The sequence below is a fragment of the Marinobacter suaedae genome, assembly GCF_030519635.1.
Taxonomy (GTDB): Bacteria; Pseudomonadota; Gammaproteobacteria; order Pseudomonadales; family Oleiphilaceae; genus Marinobacter; species Marinobacter suaedae.
In genome coordinates, this window is record NZ_JAUMIS010000002.1 from 547414 (window position 1) to 565540 (window position 18127).

General features: G+C 56.8%; 16 protein-coding genes. 2 read left to right on the plus strand and 14 right to left on the minus strand.

The window, feature by feature from the left end; genetic code table 11:
- Positions 1-252: 252 nt before the first annotated feature.
- The 4 genes from asd to leuC all read right to left on the minus strand — a co-directional run bounded on the left by asd (position 253) and on the right by leuC (position 4685).
- On the minus strand, positions 253-1368 hold the full coding sequence (gene asd / locus QVZ43_RS11430; RefSeq protein ID WP_302910036.1) for an aspartate-semialdehyde dehydrogenase: 1116 nt from the start codon (positions 1366-1368) through the stop codon (positions 253-255).
- A gap of 122 nt (positions 1369-1490) precedes the next feature.
- Positions 1491-2564 carry a 3-isopropylmalate dehydrogenase gene (leuB, locus tag QVZ43_RS11435; RefSeq protein ID WP_302910037.1) on the minus strand — a complete coding sequence of 358 codons (1074 nt, stop codon included), beginning with the start codon at positions 2562-2564 and terminating at the stop codon, positions 1491-1493.
- A gap of 39 nt (positions 2565-2603) precedes the next feature.
- Entirely contained in the window at positions 2604-3251 is a 648-nt protein-coding gene (gene leuD / locus QVZ43_RS11440) for a 3-isopropylmalate dehydratase small subunit (protein ID WP_302910038.1), read from the minus strand.
- A 15-nt stretch (positions 3252-3266) separates the two neighbouring features.
- Entirely contained in the window at positions 3267-4685 is a 1419-nt protein-coding gene (gene leuC / locus QVZ43_RS11445; RefSeq protein ID WP_302910039.1) for a 3-isopropylmalate dehydratase large subunit, read from the minus strand.
- Positions 4686-4855: 170 nt separating this feature from the next.
- On the opposite strand from leuC, the gene QVZ43_RS11450 reads away from it, so the two are divergent.
- Complete coding sequence (locus tag QVZ43_RS11450) at positions 4856-5731, plus strand: LysR family transcriptional regulator (protein ID WP_302910040.1); 876 nt, start codon at positions 4856-4858, stop codon at positions 5729-5731.
- 29 nt (positions 5732-5760) lie between these two features.
- On the plus strand, positions 5761-6918 hold the full coding sequence (locus tag QVZ43_RS11455; RefSeq protein WP_302910041.1) for a PilT/PilU family type 4a pilus ATPase: 1158 nt from the start codon (positions 5761-5763) through the stop codon (positions 6916-6918).
- On the opposite strand, the gene QVZ43_RS11460 is transcribed toward QVZ43_RS11455, so the two are convergent.
- The 10 genes from QVZ43_RS11460 to QVZ43_RS11505 form a co-directional block, all read right to left on the minus strand.
- Positions 6919-8076: an MFS transporter gene (locus tag QVZ43_RS11460; RefSeq protein ID WP_302910042.1), complete on the minus strand. Its 1158-nt coding sequence runs from the start codon at positions 8074-8076 to the stop codon at positions 6919-6921. It abuts the gene before it with no gap.
- A gap of 83 nt (positions 8077-8159) precedes the next feature.
- The gene (aroC, locus tag QVZ43_RS11465; protein WP_302910043.1) at positions 8160-9254 is read right to left on the minus strand and encodes a chorismate synthase; all 1095 of its coding nucleotides are present in this window, start codon (positions 9252-9254) and stop codon (positions 8160-8162) included.
- A gap of 35 nt (positions 9255-9289) precedes the next feature.
- Positions 9290-10192: a 50S ribosomal protein L3 N(5)-glutamine methyltransferase gene (gene prmB / locus QVZ43_RS11470; protein WP_223793427.1), complete on the minus strand. Its 903-nt coding sequence runs from the start codon at positions 10190-10192 to the stop codon at positions 9290-9292.
- A gap of 96 nt (positions 10193-10288) precedes the next feature.
- Positions 10289-11398, minus strand: a complete 1110-nt coding sequence (locus tag QVZ43_RS11475) for a patatin-like phospholipase family protein (RefSeq protein ID WP_302910653.1) — start codon at positions 11396-11398, stop codon at positions 10289-10291.
- A gap of 112 nt (positions 11399-11510) precedes the next feature.
- Positions 11511-12347, minus strand: coding sequence for a DUF4892 domain-containing protein (locus tag QVZ43_RS11480; RefSeq protein ID WP_302910044.1), 837 nt, complete (start codon positions 12345-12347; stop codon positions 11511-11513).
- Positions 12348-12414: 67 nt separating this feature from the next.
- Entirely contained in the window at positions 12415-13338 is a 924-nt protein-coding gene (locus QVZ43_RS11485) for an alpha/beta fold hydrolase (protein ID WP_302910045.1), read from the minus strand.
- A gap of 13 nt (positions 13339-13351) precedes the next feature.
- On the minus strand, positions 13352-13702 hold the full coding sequence (locus QVZ43_RS11490; RefSeq protein ID WP_206642959.1) for a PilZ domain-containing protein: 351 nt from the start codon (positions 13700-13702) through the stop codon (positions 13352-13354).
- 115 nt (positions 13703-13817) lie between these two features.
- The gene (gene holB, locus QVZ43_RS11495) at positions 13818-14828 is read right to left on the minus strand and encodes a DNA polymerase III subunit delta' (RefSeq protein WP_420890927.1); all 1011 of its coding nucleotides are present in this window, start codon (positions 14826-14828) and stop codon (positions 13818-13820) included.
- Positions 14829-14845: 17 nt separating this feature from the next.
- On the minus strand, positions 14846-16915 hold the full coding sequence (locus QVZ43_RS11500) for a transglutaminase TgpA family protein (RefSeq protein ID WP_302910047.1): 2070 nt from the start codon (positions 16913-16915) through the stop codon (positions 14846-14848).
- Positions 16912-17937 (minus strand): DUF58 domain-containing protein, encoded by a 1026-nt coding sequence (locus QVZ43_RS11505; RefSeq protein ID WP_302910048.1) that lies wholly within the window; start codon positions 17935-17937, stop codon positions 16912-16914. The genes QVZ43_RS11500 and QVZ43_RS11505 overlap by 4 nt, the downstream gene beginning before the upstream one ends.
- Between the last annotated feature and the right edge of the window lie 190 nt (positions 17938-18127).

Here is an 18127-nt window from a genome sequence, read left to right on the forward strand (position 1 = left end):
TTGGATGACTTCCGTCTGGATAGTTCTAGTTATTATGTCGAATGTTTAATTTTCGTCGGGCCAGTATTGTTGATAACGCCCTTTGAATCAATCAATCACCGGTGAAATTTGTACCGTTTTTTTACAAACCACGTGGAACTTGTTAGTTCGCCACAAAATAACAGGGGCGAAGGCTGTCGTCAGCCTCCGCCCCCAGCCGGCTTTACCAAAACCGGACGCAGTTGGCACTACTCAGCCCCTGCGTAACATTTCTTAACGTTCTTGCAGGATACGGAGCATGCGCCGCAAGGGCTCCGCAGCACCCCACAGCAACTGATCGCCTACGGTGAACGCGGAAATGTATTCCGGGCCCATTGCCAGTTTCCGGATACGGCCGATTGGAATGCTCAGGGTTCCAGTCACCTTGGCCGGCGTCAGCTCTTCCATGGTGGCGTCACGATCATTGGGAATGACTTTCACCCAATCGTTGGCCCCGGCAAGAATGCCCTCGATTTCCGAAACCGAGAGATCCTTCTTGAGCTTGATGGTCAGCGCCTGACTGTGAGAGCGCATGGCACCAATACGAACACAGATGCCATCGATGGGAATCGGGTTGTCGCTGCGACCAAGAATTTTGTTGGTCTCAACGCCCGCCTTCCACTCTTCCTTGCTCATCCCGTTATCGAGCTGCTTGTCGATGAACGGAATCAGACTACCCGCCAGCGGCACACCGAAATGCTCAGTGGGGAAATCGCCTCCACGCATGGTGTCCGTGACCTTGCGATCGATGTCCAGAATCGCCGAGGACGGATCCGCCAGCTCATCAGCCACGCTGTCTTTCAAAGCACCCATCTGGTTGAGCAACTCACGCATGTTTTGCGCGCCGGAACCGGAGGCCGCCTGGTAAGTCATGGGTGAAACCCACTCAATCAGATCCTGCTCCAGCAGCCCACCCAGGGCGAGCATCATCAGGCTCACGGTACAGTTACCGCCGATGAAGTCTTTTACACCCTTTCCGAGCGCGTCATCAATAACGTTTCTGTTAACAGGATCCAGTACGATCACGGAATGATCAGCCATCCGTAACGTGGATGCCGCATCAATCCAGTACCCTTCCCAGCCTGCATCACGCAGCGGCTGAAAAACCTTGGAGGTATAGTCCCCACCCTGACAGGTGACGATCACGTCCATGGTTTTCAGGGTGTCAATGTCGAAGGCGTCCTGCAGAGTGGGAACGCCGGCTTTGCCTACGTCCGGTGCTGGTTTCCCGGTCTGGGAAGTGGAAAAGAATACCGGATCGATATCGGCAAAATCATTTTCTTCGCGCATGCGCTGCATCAGGACAGAGCCCACCATGCCGCGCCAGCCTACAAGTCCAACTCGCTTCATTTGCGACCTTTGAATCTCGTATTGTGCCCGCCCCTTGCCGTTATCGCTGGCAGGGACCGGATGGATGATTCCGCGGCAACAGCATGTTGTTGCCGTCGGATCTCGGGTTCACCAGGGCTGGTTTACAGCGCGGCCAGAACGGCGTCGCCCATTTCTCTCGTAGAGACCTGGCGACCACCCTCGGCCATGATATCGGCTGTACGAAGGCCCTGGTCGAGCACCTTGCTGACAGCGGTTTCGATCGCCTGAGCAGCCTTTTCCTCGTTCAGACTGTATCTCAGCATCATTGCCGCGCTCAGAATCGTGGCCAGCGGGTTGGCAATGCCTTTACCCGCAATATCCGGCGCTGAACCGTGACAGGGCTCGTACATCCCCTGCTTTTGGGAGTTCAGTGACGCGGACGGCAACATACCGATGGAACCGGTCAGCATGGCAGCTTCGTCCGAAAGGATATCACCAAACATATTGCCAGTCACAATCACGTCAAATTGCTTGGGTGCCTTGACCAACTGCATCGCCGCGTTATCCACATACATGTGAGAGAGTTCCACATCGGGGTATTCCCGCTGCAGATCATTCATGATTTCCCGCCACAGAACAGTCACTTCCAGCACGTTTGCCTTGTCCACCGAGCACAGCTTCTTACCGCGCTGCTGGGCAGCTTCGAAAGCGACACGGCCAATACGACGGATTTCGGATTCCGTGTAGGCGTACGTGTTGTAACCCTGGCGCTCACCGCTCTCCAGCTGACGAACGCCTCGGGGCTGACCAAAGTAAATTCCACCGGTCAACTCCCGAACAATCATAATATCCAAACCGGAGACAACCTCCGGCTTCAGAGAGGACGCTGACGCCAGTTGCGGATACAGAATGGCAGGACGAAGGTTCGCGAACAGTTCAAGGTTGGAGCGCAAGCCGAGCAACCCTTTCTCAGGCCGCTTGGCCATTGGCAGTGCATCCCACTTCGGGCCGCCAACAGCGCCAAGCAAGATGGCATCGGCGCGTCGGGCCTTGTCGAGGGTTTCCTGCGGAAGCGGGCTGTCGGATTCATCAATGGCGGCACCACCCACCAGCGCATCGTCAAACTCGATTCCGAGCCCAAACTGCTCATTTACTTTCCTGAGAACCTTGTCGGCCTCAGCCACAATCTCGGGACCAATGCCATCGCCCGGCAACATCAATACAGTTCTGGACATAATCAATTCCTGTTTTAAATCACTTCAATCTGTAAACAATCAGTTTCCGAAGCCGAACAACCAGGGCGCGGTCTGCCGACGCTCTTCTTCATAGCTACGGATCGCATCCGCATCTTCGAGAGTGACGCCGATATCATCCAGGCCGTTCAGCAGGCAATGGCGACGGAAATCATCCACTTCAAAATCGAACGTCTCGCCGGACGGGGTCGTCACAGCTTTCTTGACCAGGTCAATCTCAAGGGAATAGCCCGGACTGGCCTCAGCTTCCCGGAACAGCCGATCAACAATTTCCTCTTCTAAAACAATGGGCAAGAGACCATTCTTGAAGCAGTTGTTGTAGAAAATATCGGCAAAGCTCGGTGCGATTACGACCCGAAAACCGTAGTCTTCCAGGGCCCAGGGGGCGTGCTCCCGGCTTGAACCGCAGCCAAAATTCGCCCGGGCGAGCAACACACCTGCACCCTGGTACCGATCCTGGTTGAGCACAAAATCCGGATTCAACGGCCGGGACGAGCAATCCTGATCCGGTTTTCCTTCATCGAGGTAACGCAGCTCGTCAAACAGGTTCTGACCGAAACCGGTCCGCTTGATGGACTTCAGGAACTGCTTGGGAATGATCATGTCCGTGTCCACGTTGGCACGGTCCATCGGGGCAACCAGCCCTTCGTATTGAGTAAAAGCGCGCATGGTGTCTCCTATGGATCAGTTCAGCAAGTCGCGGACATCAACAAAATGACCTGTCACTGCCGCAGCAGCGGCCATGGCAGGGCTGACGAGATGGGTTCTGCCACCAAATCCCTGCCGGCCTTCAAAGTTCCGGTTGGAAGTTGACGCACAGTGCTCACCCTGCCCCAGCTTATCGGCGTTCATGGCCAGACACATGGAACAACCCGGATCACGCCATTCCAGGCCAGCCTCAACAAAAATCTTGTCCAGACCTTCCTGCTCGGCTTGCGCCTTGACCAGTCCGGAGCCCGGAACCACCAGGGCCTGCTTCAGGGTCGGCGCAACCTTACGTCCCTTCACGACCACCGCAGCTTCCCGAAGGTCTTCGATTCGACTGTTGGTGCAGGATCCAATGAACACGCGGTCGAGCTGAATATCAGTGATGGCCATATTCGGCTCCAGCCCCATGTACTTGAGAGCACGAACAATGCCTTCACGCTTGATGGGATCTTCTTCGCGAGCCGGATCCGGCACCAGGCCATCCACATCGGCCACCATTTCCGGCGAGGTCCCCCAGCTGACCTGCGGCTTGATGGACGCGCCGTCCAACACCACGACTTTGTCGAACTCCGCATCTTCATCGCTGTGCAGGGTTTTCCAGTAAGCAACGGCGGCATCCCAGGTGTCACCAGCCGGTGCAAACGGACGACCGCGAACGTAATCGATGGTGACATCATCAGCCGCCACCATACCGACACGAGCACCCGCCTCTATGGCCATGTTGCAAATGGTCATCCGGCCTTCCATGCTCAGGCCACGAATCGCCTCACCACCAAACTCGATCGCGTAGCCGGTTCCACCCGCCGTGCCGATCTTGCCGATGATGGCCAGAATCACGTCCTTACCGGTAACCCCAGCCCCCAGCTGGCCGTCCACGCGCACCAGCATGTTTTTCATCTTCTTCTGGACCAGACATTGGGTGGCCAGAACATGCTCAACTTCAGAGGTGCCAATACCGTGAGCAAGACAGGCGAAAGCGCCGTGGGTGGACGTGTGGGAATCACCGCAGACGATGCTCATGCCCGGTAGCGTAGCGCCCTGCTCCGGCCCAATCACATGCACGATACCCTGGCGCTGATCCTTGATCTTGAATTCCTGAATACCAAACTCGTCGCAGTTGCGGTCCAGGGTTTCCACCTGGGTACGGGAGACCGGATCAACGATGCCGTCGATGCCCTTTTCCCGGTCCGTGGTTGGCACGTTGTGATCGGGTGTAGCGAGGTTCGCATCGATGCGCCACGGCTTGCGCCCCGCAATACGCAGGCCTTCAAACGCCTGCGGTGACGTCACTTCGTGCAGCAGTTGACGATCGATGTAGATAAGCGCGGAACCATCGTCCCGCTGTTTTACCAAATGGTCATCCCACAACTTGTCGTATAAGGTCTTGCCCGCCATAACTGATCTCTCACTATCAAATCATTGCTGTTATTAACAACGCTGGCCGAATGATACTCACCATCCACGCATAACCGCAATTCATGTTTTTTATTTGGCCCATTCCCAAATGGAATGCTAAATTGATTCGCCCTATTGCGCGGTCGACCTTCTTTCAGCGAGCACATCTTATGGATTCCAATGCATTAAAAGCGTTCCTGGCCATTGTTGATCAGGGCTCCTTTTCCGAAGCAGCAGAATCACTTCATTTAACACAGCCTGCGATCAGTAAGCGGCTCGCCGCCCTGGAAAGCCAGTTGGACACCATCCTGATTGATCGCAGCCAGCGGAGCATCGGGCTGACTGACGCCGGCAAACGCCTGATCCCCCACGCCCGCCGAATCCTCGATGAGATCCATAACGCCACAACCATGCTCTCTTCCGGCGATGGACTGGTTTCCGGCGAGCTTCAGATCATCGCCAGTCATCACATCGGTCTCCACCACCTGCCGAACTGGCTCAGAAAGTTCACGCGCGAGCATCCCAGGGTGTCGCTGAATCTGCAGTTCATGGAGTCGGATACGGCCTACATCCAGATGCGAAAAAGACAGGCGGAACTCGCCTTTGTCACACTTAGTGACAGTATGGAAAGCGACTTCGTGGTATACGAACAATGGCCAGATCCTATGGCGTTTGTCGTGGGACCCGATCATGAGCTTGCCGCCCGTGCTCACATCGAACTGAAGGATCTGGCCGAGTATCCGGCGATCCTGCCAGATACAACAACAGCGACCTATCGGGTGGTCAGCCGACTGTTTTTGGAGGCCAACCTGCCGCTTCGGCAACAAATACCGACCAACTACCTGGAAACCATCAAGATGATGACCGGTGTGGGTATCGGCTGGAGCGTATTACCGATCAGCATGGTCGATTCAAGCATCCGGACGCTGGACATCGGGTTTCCGGTTGCAAGGGTATTAGGCGCTGTCGGCCTGAACGGCAGACAGCTCAGTCATGCGGCCCGCGCCCTGCTGGAAACGGTTCAGAGGGAGGGGTCTGGAAAGTAACGATAAACAACAATGTTTTAGGAGATTTCATGGGGTTCGACGATTACCTGAAGATTCTGGCCAAACACGATGGCTCTGATCTTTACCTGAGCACCGGTGCCCCGCCCTGTGCGAAATTCCACGGCACCCTGAAGCCCATTGACCGAACTCCGCTCGGGCCCGGCGCGATCAAGGACATCGCTTACGAGATCATGGACAGCGAGCAAGTGGCCGAGTTCGAACAGGAACTCGAGATGAACCTGGCGTACAGCATCCGCAACGTCGGCCGTTTCCGGATCAACATCTTCCGCCAGCGAAACGAAATCTCCATCGTTGCACGAAACATTGTCACTGAAATCCCCAATGCCGACGACCTGGGCCTACCGCAGGTTCTGAAAGAAGTCGTTATGGCCAAGCGTGGTCTGGTTCTGTTTGTTGGCGCCACCGGTTCCGGCAAGTCCACTTCCCTGGCGGCTCTGATTGATTACCGGAATTCCAACTCCGCGGGCCACATCATCACGATTGAAGACCCGGTGGAATACATCCACCGTCACAAGAAGTGCATCGTGAACCAACGGGAAGTGGGCGTCGATACCCGCAGTTTCCACCAGGCGCTGAAGAACACCCTGCGCCAGGCCCCGGACGTTATCCTGATCGGTGAGATCCGTGACCGTGAAACCATGGAACACGCTCTGGCCTTTGCCGAAACCGGCCACCTCTGTATTTCGACCCTGCATGCGAACAACGCCAACCAGGCTCTGGACCGCATCATCAACTTCTTCCCGGAAGAGCGGCGCCCTCAGCTGCTGATGGACCTGGCCATGAACCTTCGTGCGTTCGTGTCACAACGACTGGTACCAACCGTCGACAAAAAACGCTGCGCCGCGATCGAAATTCTGCTGGGAACGCCAACCATCAGTGAACTGATCCTGCGTGGCGAAATCGACGGCATCAAGGAAATCATGGAGAAGTCCGCCAACATTGGCATGCAGACATTCGATCTGGCCCTCTTCAACCTGTGGAAAGACGGCAGGATTTCCGAAGAGGAAGCGCTCAAAAACGCCGATTCCGCCAACAACCTGCGCCTGAAGATCAAACTGCACGGCCAGGGTGGTGAGTCCGCTGCCGCGGCACCAAAGGCGGCAAGCACCATGGGCAGTGGATTGTCGCTTCAGATTGAGGAAGACGAAGAAGACACCGAAGTCTGATTAACCAGGTTCCGGCGACGATGGCGGGAGTCTGAGGCCCCGCCAGGTTACCAAAACAGCAACCGAAATCACGGCAGCGCTGCCCCAGAAGGCCAGGGAGGTGCTGCCGCCTTCTACCAGAAAGCCTGATAGCCAGGCACCCAGCGCTCCCCCGGCGCCAAAGGTCAAACCGCTATACAGCGCCTGCCCCTGCCCGTGATGATCCTTGCCGAATGCGTTCTGGATAAAGCCAACCGACACCGCATGAAGGGCGCCATACGACGCTGCGTGAAGACACTGAGCAAAAATCAGCACAGGAACCACGTCGGTGACTTCTGCAATCAACACCCAGCGAACCAGGGTCAGCAACAGTGCACCTATGACAATCTGACGCACACTGAAGCGCCGGAACAGACGATGCATCACCAGGAACAGGACGATCTCGGCAATGACCCCCAGTGACCAGAGCAAGCCAATCGACAGTTTTCCGTAGCCATGCTGCTCCAGATGAATGCTGAAAAAGGTGTAGTAAGCCCCGTGAGATACCTGGAGCAGGAAGTTCATCAGGAAGAACGCAAGCACCCCGGGGTGAGCGAGGATGGCTCGCAGACTGTCGGTGGCTTCAGCTGGTTTTCGCTCACCTCGCTCGGACGGCACGAGAAACGCCGACACCCCGATGCCAATAAACACCGGCAGTAAAAGAAACGGCAATGACTGAATCGGCACAAACTCCAGCACGGCGCCTACCAGACCGACCGCGCCAATAAAGCCCACAGATCCCCACAGACGCACTTTGCCGTATTTTTCTTTGTGGGTGCCCAGGGCTCGAAGAGTAATAACCTCGTACAGCGGAAGAATGGCGTTCCAGAAAAAGGTAAACGCCAGCATAACCATCAACAAACCGTAGTAGCCGGGCTCCATGAACACACCGGCGAAGAACAGCGAACCGAAGATGGCGCCGAAGCGAACCAGCCGGACCCGCTGCCCCGTACGGTCGCCCAGATAGCCCCAGACGCTGGGGGCGATAATCTTGGTGAACTGAATGGTCGCCATCAATGTGGCGATCTGAAGATAGGTGTAGCCCTGCCCCTCAAGGTAAAGCGACCAGTAGGGCAGCAAACCTCCGAGCAGCGCAAAGAACCAGAAGTAGAGGTTAGATAAACGCCAGTAGATACGCACGCTCCCTAGCGAACAAAGCCCGGCAATCCGGGCTTGGCTGAATCCGGTTCAGCCAAGCCTGAGAACACCGACCTTAGAGTGGATCAGAGTTGGCCAAGTACCGGCGTATCCACCTGCACGTCGCCATTCTGACCACGATGACGCAGGTAGTGATCCATCAGCACGATGGCCATCATTGCCTCTGCAATCGGCGTCGCGCGGATGCCAACACAGGGATCGTGTCGACCGGTGGTGATCACTTCCACGGGATTGCCGTGAACATCAATGCCCCTGCCCGGCAGGCGAAGGCTGGACGTGGGCTTGAGCGCGATGCTGGCAACGATCGGCTGGCCAGAGGAAATGCCGCCAAGCACGCCGCCCGCGTGGTTCGATAAAAAGCCCTCGGGCGTCATCTCGTCACGATGCTCCGTGCCCTTTTGTTCAATGCAGCCAAAACCAGCCCCAATTTCAACGCCCTTGACCGCATTGATACTCATCAGGGCGTGGGCAAGGTCGGCATCCAGACGATCGAAAATCGGCTCACCAAGACCCGGAGGCACACCTTCGGCAACCACATTGATCCGGGCACCGATGGAATCCCCTTCTTTACGCAGGGCATCCATGTAGGCCTCCATCTCTCCCACCTTGCTGTCATCCGGACAGAAGAACGGATTCTGGTCGACCTGATCCCAATCGAGCTTTTCAGCCTTGATGGGGCCGAGCTGGGACAGGTAGCCGCGCACGCGGATGCCAAGGCGCTGCTCAAGAAACTTCTTGGCCACCGCGCCGGCCGCAACCCGCATGGCCGTTTCCCGCGCCGAGGAACGTCCACCACCCCGGTAGTCTCGAACGCCGTATTTATGCATGTAGGTGTAATCGGCGTGGGCCGGGCGGAACTGCTCGGAAATTTTGGAGTAATCCTTGGAGCGCTGATCGGTGTTTTCTATCAGCAAACCAATGGGCGTTCCGGTGGTTTTGCCCTCGAATACCCCGGACAGTATACGAACTTCGTCCGCCTCGCGGCGCTGTGTAGTATGGCGGGAGGTGCCGGGCTTGCGACGGTCAAGATCTCGCTGCAAATCCTCTTCTGACAGTTCCAGCCCTGGAGGACAACCATCGACGATGCAGCCCAGTGCCGTACCGTGGCTTTCCCCAAAGGAGGTAACCGTGAACAATTTACCGAAGGTATTTCCCGACATATCTGCTACTTCTTCCGTTTTTATGGGACAGGGGCTTACGCCTTGTTATGCCACTGGCGCAATGCGTCTTCCGTGAGTAAAAACACACCGTTACCGCCATTTTCAAAATCCAGCCATGTTAATGGCAGATCCGGATAGGCTTCGTCAAGCGCTACCCAGCTATTTCCTACCTCCACGATCAGCAGACCACCCGGCGTCAGGTGGTCCAGGGCCTGGGCAATGATGCGGTGCGCAATATCCAGCCCATCTTCGCCCGCAGCAAGGCCAAGCTCCGGTTCGTGCTGGTACTCCTCCGGCATCGAGGCAAGATCGCCGGCATCCACGTACGGCGGGTTACTGAGAATCACATCGTAGCGGCCTTCGATATTGTCGAACACATCGGATTGCACAAGATGGACGCGATCCCGGACCCCGTGGAAATCAATATTGGAACCGGCAACCTCAAGCGCATCCGCAGAAATATCGGACAAATCCACTTCCGCATCTTCAAACACGCTGGCCGCTCCGATTCCAATGCAACCGCTTCCGGTGCACAGATCGAGAACCCGCTCCACGTGCTTTTCGGCAAGCCAGGGCTGAAGGCCGTTTTCCAGAAGTTCGCCAATGGGCGAACGCGGCACAAGCACGCGTTCATCTACATGGAACGGCATGCCCATGAACCACGCTTCACCCAACAAGTAGGCTACGGGGATACGTTCCTTGATGCGTCGTTCGATGCGTTCCAGGATGCGCTGTCGCTCTTCCCGGGTCAGCCTTGCGTCCAGGAACAGCGTGTTGTTTTCCAGCGGAAGGCTCACCGAGCGAAGAACCAGCTGGACGGCCTCGTCCCAGACGTTGTCGGTGCCGTGACCGAAATACAACTCGGATGCCGCAAATCGGGAGCTGGCATAGCGCAGGTAATCACGGATGGTTTGAAGATCGTCGATCGGACTGGTCAAAGCTTGAATCCTGTTGGGAGTAATTTCAGCGCGGCATTATACGCTCTTTGTTCACTGCCCTGCAGCCCGGGAAAACAAGCGTTGCCATAGAGCCATTCAAATCGCCAACGGACCTGAACTGTTGCGATTGCGTTCATACCGATCGAGCGCGGCGGTCATTTTCTCCCGGCCCAACTGAATCAACTCGGGAGCCTTGTGGTAGTCGTAGCTCCGGCACGCATTCTTGGGCAGGTTGACCAGCAAATCCGGTGGATAACCGGCTATTTTGTATTGAACCAGAGCGCTCTGCATGGTTTCTATGGTCAGGTTCATCACATCAAACTTGCCGATGCCCAACTTGTCCCAGTCGATTTTTTCCTTTTCTTCCGCCTTTTTCGAATCCGAGGACGCCTTCTCAACGCTGTTTTCACTGGCGGTTTCAGGCGGCTGGAGAGGCTGTTCTTCAAGTTCCTGCCCACCGCCCGAAGACTCGCCTTTTTTGACCGCCAGCGACTTCAGGTTGTCCCAATCAAACCAGCGAGACGCTTTGTCTCGAATGGAATCGACCCACTCTTCCAGATCGCTCCCCTCATCCGCCTGCAAAAACGCGGCATCCTCAACGGTCTGACCCTGCTGCCGCTCTTCTTCACCCGCCAGGTTCACCGCAACAATCAGGTCCGCGTGGGCAGAGATCGTAGGGATGATGGGCAGGGGATTCAGCAAGGCACCGTCGACATAGGCGCGTCTGTTGAGCACCAGAGGTGTCACCAGTCCGGGAATAGCCACCGACGCCCGAATGGCCTGTTCCAGGGGCCCCTCCTGAAACCATACTTCCTTGTGAGACAGGAGGTCTGTCGCCACGGCTGTATAAGCCAGGGGCAAATCCTCAATGCGGATGCCGCCCAGCATTTCACGAACCACAGAGAATATTTTTTCGCCTCGAATGGCACCGATGGCGTTGAAGGTGACATCCAGCAGCTTGAGCACATCGAATTGGCCCAGCCCGGTGACCCAGTCCTTATACTCCTGTAGCTTACCCGCCGCATAGACCCCGCCGATCAGGGCGCCCATGGAACAGCCGGAAATCGCCACAATGTCATACCCGCGCTCATTCAGCACTTCTATGGCGCCGATGTGCGCGTACCCTCTGGCACCGCCGCTCCCGAGGGTCAACGCGACGGTTTTCCTGGGACTGGATGTCTGGGATGGAACAGCCTCTGTTTTCACGTCGGGGGAGACGTCAGAGCCATTCTTGCGCTGTTTTTCAGGGGCCTTACCGGAGTCCTGATTCGCTTTCTGAGCTTTCAGATCCTTTTTACTCACCACTCACCCCGAGTCCCTACTGAGTTATGACGGTGATCTCGACCCGGTTGCCTTGCCGGTCAGGATCGCCAATCGGTATGGCAGGACCAACCACCAGGGTTCTCTGCTGCTCTTCAGACACGCCCGTTTTCGCCAGAACATCGGCCAGCGAAGCGACAGCCCGTTCAGCCCTCTCCAGGGCCTCCTCCAGCCCTTCGCCGGCGTTCAACGAGGAAAAACCGGTTAACACCACAATGGCTGATTCAGCGCGGGCCCAGTCGGCTATTTTCCGCCGGTCGTTGGCCGACCAGTCAAAACGATGGGTCAGGCCGCCCGTCCAAGGCACGATAATCGGACCCCGAATACGACTGTCTGCACCACCCAGCCCGGGGATTGCCACCGAAGCTGTGACCTCCAGGTGCTCCACCCAGATATACTCCCGCAGGTTACCCCGTGTCACGGTGTACACCAGCGTCAACCAGCGGCGACCGTCCTCGGTAGTCGTTCCCGCAACCAGATAGTCCTGATTAACGTCCCTGCCATACAGTTTGCGCTGGCCGAAGATCTGGTTGGCCCAGACGTTGCTGCGTCCGCAGGATACCCCCTCGCAATCGAAAAGAATCTGACTGCCACTGGCCTGCAACAAGCGAAGGTAATGATCCCTGGCCTTTTCCCGGTCAGAATCCCGCTCTATTTCGTACAGGCGCCCTTCACCCGAGACGGGAAGACGCGCCATGGTTTCGGACCGGATTTCGTCCCGTACCTCCCGAACCGGGCTGAACAGCACCAGGTGTCCGGAGGACTCAATGCCTGTCGTTTCCTCCAGTTCCGCCTGGGGGAATGGGTCAGGTGCGGTTTCTGGGAATGCGGCCATGGCCGCGAGCGGGAACCCCGCGAGAAGCCAGAAAACCAGAGAATCAAACGTTTGCCGCGCTGTTTTTTTAGTCATCGCTCAGAAAGGTTTTGATGGATTGAGAGACAGGGCGAATATCCCCGTCTAAATGGCAGTGGTGCCCACCTGGAACGCGAACCGTTTTCAGATGCGCAACAGCCGCCTCCCGGTTTTCAAGCCCCTTTCGCGTTGCAAGCAACCCTTGCTCTGCCTTGATAAACAAAGTCGGGCACTGGATGGCACGTAAGGTCTCCTGTACCTGTTTTTCGGTCATCATCAACGGTGACGGATGGCGTAGCCTCGAATCCGTTCGCCACACGAAACCGCCATCACGGGGTTTCAGGTTTCGTTCGGTCAGGATCTCGGCACTTTGCTGACTCAGAGGGATAAACCCACCCGAACGAACCCGCGCAGCGGTCTTGATATCAGCATACACCGTAGGCTTGCGGGAACCGCCCAGGCGCTTATCAATGGCTTTTCTCAGTTGGGAAGCCGTTTGGTCGCTTGGCCGGCTCAGGGCACCAAGACTGTCAATCATCACAAGTTTCCGGACCCGCTCCGGAACCGCAGCCGCATAGAGCGCGCATATGGCGCCTCCGAGCGAGTGCCCGACCAGATCGATAGACTGCCCGGCTCCCGAGACGATATGGGACTCGAGCATTTCTGCCAGGTCGACCACGTAATCCATAAGCAGGTAACTCTGACCCGATGGCCGGCTACCCGACAAACCGTGCCCTGCCAGGTCAACACCGTGGAGCGTTCGGTTGACGGACAGCTCCGGTGCCAACCGGGAAAAACTCAGACAGTTATCCAGCCACCCATGGACCATCACCACAGGAATAGAGGAAAGATCACAGTTGGATCTAGCCGGCCAGGTTTTGCCCGCCAGAGTAATAGATTGAAGAGGCCAGCGGTCTTCGAAAGCCCCCGCTTCCGTTGCGACAATGTCGGGCGATGTTTCGATCGCGTTCATGGGCCCCTTAAAGTTACATGGTGTGAGTTGGGCGATCCGAGCTTAGGGACCCGGCAAGATAAGACTCAATTTTAGTCCGGGCTGATTCATCGTCGCCGGTGAACTGCACACCGATTCCGGCAGCACGGTTGCCCTGCGCACCCTTGGGCGTTATCCAGATGACCTTTCCTGCGACCGGAATTTTCTCAGGCTCGTCCATCAGGTTCAGAAGCAGAAACACCTCGTCACCCAGTTGGTATTGCTTTTGAGTGGGAATAAACAGGCCACCCTGACGGATGTAGGGCATGTACGCCGCGTAAAGCACTGCCTTGTCTTTGATGGTCAGGGTTAGAATGCCACTGCGTGCGCCAAATCCGGGCCCCATAACTGACACCTTTTCTCTTTTCTATTTCGTTGTTGTTTCAGGGACAAAGCCCCGGTCATCCCGGCATCATACCAGTAGTTTGCATCACAGGTGCAAGGCCCGGCCAGATCCCTGTTCAGGCATTACGACGCCGCCTCGGCATCAGCTTCTTCCACTCGATGAGAAGCTGCGCGGCTTCCAGTTCAGGATTGGCATTGTATACGGCAGCCTCCCGAGCTTCGTTCACCTTGTCCTGAAGCTCGTGTGCACGCCAGCCGGGATTGGTGCGCGCGAGGAAACCAAGCATTTCCGCGGCCTCTGAATCCATGGCCTGCCCGCCCGCGCTCAGCCGGGCCAGATCCACTGCCCAACCTTCGAACAGGGTTAACGCGCCCTCCAGGCCCAGCGCCTTGAAGGCACGGGCGGCCTGTGTCACCGGCACCTGACCTTTCATGAACTGACGAAACTGCTCGAACGCCTCGTCCCGCAAGCCAATAAAATCACCGGTCGCGTATTCCAGCGCCAGTCTTGGCGCATTGCCAGCCAGCATCAACGCCTTGTTGAGAGTTTGCTCCGATGGCCGGTCAGCCTCGTCCATTTGCTCAATCCGGGTACTCAACCAGTCTTGAGCCTGCTCGATGCCCGGAGCAGGAATCGTCAAAACCTGGCAACGTGAACGTATGGTCGGCAGTACAGGCCGTCCGCTTTCCTGCAGCAGCAATAAGCTGACATCCGGCTGGGGTTCTTCAAGCGTTTTGAGCAATGCGTTGGCGGCGTTGATATTCAGCTGATCTGCCCGATCAACAATGGCCACTTTCCGCTGGCCCACCTGAGGTGAAGCAACGGTAAACGCAGACAGCGCCCTCACCTGGTCCACCTTGATGACTTTCGATTTTTCTGGGGAGTAGGCCCGCACATCAGGATGACTGGCCGCCTGGAACAGTGCGCACTGCTTGCAGTGACCACAGGCCGTGGGAAGGCCCTCGGCATTGTTCGCGGGTTGGTCACAGAGTAGCAGTTCAGAAACAGCGTCCGCCCAGGCACGTTTTCCCACCCCATGTTCTCCGGCAATGATCAGGGCATGAGGCAGGCGGTCCTCTTTCAGGCCGTTTTGCACAACCTTCCAGGCCTTGGAAAGCCAGGGCATTTCACCAGCGATGTTATTCACGAACGGTTCCTGTTTGAGCGGGAATGACGAAGCTGCTTTTTCATGGTCGCAAGCAGCCGGCGAAGCCGGGCGAGTTCCACGCTGCCGCCCTCGGCGCCGGCCTTATAGTAATGACTGTTCACGCCCTGGGCAAAAAGCCGAGCTGTATCGGATACTTCCGGTGCGGCGGAGGCCAGTTTTGAGGCCAGATCGATGGGTGTATCACCTGCCCGCACCGGCACCCCGGTACGATTGCACAGACGGTGCCATGCCACGATTAACCGGCCAAAGTCGTCCTTTCGTTCAAGCTGCTTTAACCGCAGAGCAGAAAACAATGCTGCGATTAACAGCCCGACACCCACGATACCGGCTGAAATATAGCCCAGTTCCTTCAAGCCGAAACTTCCGGGCAAACGCGACAGCAGGTCCATCTGGCTTTCCCCCTGATAGCCCACCACCCAGCGCTGCCAGTTGTAATTAATGCGGTCAAGCTGATGGCTGAACCAACGGACCACTTTGATATCACTGTAGCGCTCGGGCGACGCCCAGTTATCTTCGAGAAAGGACCCCTCCTCTGCCACGGCATCTCGCAGTCCCGATTCAATCCTAGAGGGTGCGATCGCGGCCGTCGGATCCACCCGCACCCAGCCCTGCCCATCAAGCCAGACTTCTACCCAGGCATGGGCATCGTATTGGCGAACAATCAGGTAGTCATTGTTGGCAACCGGCTCGCCACCCTGATAACCGACCACTACCCTGGCGGGAACACCCGCCGCACGCAGGACAAACGTCGTGGCGCCTGCATAGTGGGCACAGAAGCCCCGACGAACGTCGAACAACAAAGTGTCGATGCCATCTTCAGCCATCCGGGGTGGCCGAAGCGTGTAGTAATAAGGCTGGTCACGAAACCGGCTTAACAAGGCTTCGACCATACCCGCATCATTCAGCCTTTCCTTAAACGACGCAGCCAGCTCACGGGCCCGCGGATTTCCGGCATCCGGTAACTGGAGGTAGCGCTGACGTTCCTCCACGGACAATTGTGGGGAGGAGGCCTGAGTTTCCTGCTCGAACGCCAGCCGATACCGAACCGTGGTATCGGCCGGACGGCGGAAACGAAACAGGTCCTCGGATTCCTCAACCACGTTTCGGGAAGCAACACGGGATCCGGCCAGGGCAAACGCCCAACGCTGATCCGTGGGTTCGAGGAGCACCTCGTATTCATCAGATTGAAGCTCACCGACACCACCATCATTGGCCACTCGGCCAGGCCGGCGATACCCGTCGCTACGAGACTGCCGCCAGGTTTCCCCATCCAGATAATCCAGAATCAGCCCCCGCCAGTAGCGATCACGATGCGCTGGAGTTTCGCCACCGAAAGTCACACGAAAAGCACGCTCGTCATTTTTGGCCAGGTTGGAGATATCGCCGGGTTTCATGGTTTCGGAAATGCCCGACCACGCCTCACTGGAAACCAGCGGCACACTCCAGAGCGGTGCCATTCGGGGAAAAAAGATAAACAGAAGCACCACAATCGGGAGCGTTTTGAACATCAACCCGCCCAGGCGACGCCACCCGGAGGCCACACCGTGGGGCAAATCAGGTGCATTGAGCAGCTGAAGGCCAATCAACAGGCCCGCGAGAGCGACAAAGTTCACCAGGGCCCAGTAAATTTCCTGGCGAAACAGGAAATTGACGCCACCGAGATAGACGAGAATAAAGAACAGGACGTAATAGTCCCTGGTCGAACGACACTCCAGCCATTTGAGACTGACGGCCAACACAAAAAATGAAGCGGCGGTATCGACCGAGAAGCTCCCCTTCACGGTCGCTACATACGCCGCCACCAGTGTGATAATCACCGCCAGTCTGGCCGCTCTGCCGGGCAGCCTGACCCGGCTGGACTGGGCAAGCCAGCGCCACCCCGCCAGCACGGCACAGGAAGCCACTAACCAAAGTGGAAGACGGTCAACCTGCGGCATTACCAGGATGCCGAAACTGGCGAGCAGCCAGAGCAAGGCACTGGAGGGCAACGGTTGCTGCTGCGTGTCTGCCCGCTCGTTACTATCAGTCGTCGGGAAAAGCTTCACGACCGGGCCTCCGAACGAGAACTTGCCCGGGGAACCCCCAGCGGGTTTATGGCTTCACCATCCGGTACGTCCGTTCCCTCAAGCCCCCACACCGCGAGAGCGCGCAAACATCTCTGGCCATGGGCAGTGCCCTGAACCGGCTCAATGGTGACGCCCGGGAGAAGCAATCCAAAGGGCTGATCGGCTTTGGTACGCTCCCGGACCAACCAGGCAAGGTATCTCAGCCGAACCTCCGGATCGATGCCCTGAAAGCTGTCGAAATCGAGCCAGTGGGGGCTACCACCCTCACCTTCCCAGTCTGCGACCACCATCTGCCTATTTCTGGCGTAACGCTTCCACATGACTCGCTGACTCAGATCACCTTCGCGCCAGGGTCGTAACTCGGCGTGATCGGTGTCGTCGATGGGGCTTGCGCTGGCGTCATCGCACTCGTCCGGAACGGCTCCCGCACTCTCAGGAGCTGCCAGAGGCGACGGATAGATCACTCCGGACGTCGCAGGCCGAATCCATGACCAGGCCCTGAGCAAACCGAAAGGAAAACGGGTTTCAACCCGAATTCGTTCTGGCCGGAAATAACCACGATAAGTCGTTGGGATCAGGAGATTGACATCGCGAGTCTGGCCAGCCGGGATGTGAACGGGCGCAACTTTGTGTCCGCGCCAAGAGAGCCAAATCGCTACCACATCCGCGCCACTCGCTTTCGCCCTGAAGCGGAATCCGATTTCCTCGCCGGAAAAGGCCTCGCCGGCTTTTAACAGGGATAGCTCAAGCCCGGAAAGGTTTCGATGGGTCTGATGCATTGCACCAATGAAGACCGTACCAAGAACAAAGGTCATCAGATAAATGAGACTGTTCTGATAGTTAATTCCGGTAATCAGCATGATCACCAGCAGGAGACCGAAGACAAAGCCTGCTCGGGTGGGAAGAATGAAAATATTTTTTTGATCGAAATGCTGCACATCCGACCTGGGAATTCGCCGATGGATCCATCGCTGCCAACGGTCTGTAAAAAAATGGCCCATCAGTCCCACTGCGATTGAATACGCTTGTTATTGAATATTCTGAAACTGTATCGGAGTAAGCATCCAGTGACCACACAAAATGAAGCTCCAGCCCGGAACCGCTGGCCACTTTAACGATCCCTATCACAAACCCCGGGCTCTTATCTTGAAAAGATTCTGTGTTAACCGAATACTGCTCATCAGCGTTCGA

What these genes read in the sequence shown, in the direction of transcription:
- asd (WP_302910036.1), bottom strand. Translation starts at nt 1,368, where the DNA reads ATGAAGCGAGTTGGACTTGTAGGCTGGCGCGGCATGGTGGGCTCTGTC.
- leuB (WP_302910037.1), bottom strand. Translation starts at nt 2,564, where the DNA reads ATGTCCAGAACTGTATTGATGTTGCCGGGCGATGGCATTGGTCCCGAG.
- leuD (WP_302910038.1), bottom strand. Translation starts at nt 3,251, where the DNA reads ATGCGCGCTTTTACTCAATACGAAGGGCTGGTTGCCCCGATGGACCGT.
- leuC (WP_302910039.1), bottom strand. Translation starts at nt 4,685, where the DNA reads ATGGCGGGCAAGACCTTATACGACAAGTTGTGGGATGACCATTTGGTA.
- QVZ43_RS11450 (WP_302910040.1), top strand. Translation starts at nt 4,856, where the DNA reads ATGGATTCCAATGCATTAAAAGCGTTCCTGGCCATTGTTGATCAGGGC.
- QVZ43_RS11455 (WP_302910041.1), top strand. Translation starts at nt 5,761, where the DNA reads ATGGGGTTCGACGATTACCTGAAGATTCTGGCCAAACACGATGGCTCT.
- aroC (WP_302910043.1), bottom strand. Translation starts at nt 9,254, where the DNA reads ATGTCGGGAAATACCTTCGGTAAATTGTTCACGGTTACCTCCTTTGGG.
- QVZ43_RS11480 (WP_302910044.1), bottom strand. Translation starts at nt 12,347, where the DNA reads ATGGCCGCATTCCCAGAAACCGCACCTGACCCATTCCCCCAGGCGGAA.
- QVZ43_RS11485 (WP_302910045.1), bottom strand. Translation starts at nt 13,338, where the DNA reads ATGAACGCGATCGAAACATCGCCCGACATTGTCGCAACGGAAGCGGGG.
- QVZ43_RS11490 (WP_206642959.1), bottom strand. Translation starts at nt 13,702, where the DNA reads ATGGGGCCCGGATTTGGCGCACGCAGTGGCATTCTAACCCTGACCATC.
- holB (WP_420890927.1), bottom strand. Translation starts at nt 14,828, where the DNA reads ATGCCCTGGCTTTCCAAGGCCTGGAAGGTTGTGCAAAACGGCCTGAAA.
- QVZ43_RS11505 (WP_302910048.1), bottom strand. Translation starts at nt 17,937, where the DNA reads ATGGGCCATTTTTTTACAGACCGTTGGCAGCGATGGATCCATCGGCGA.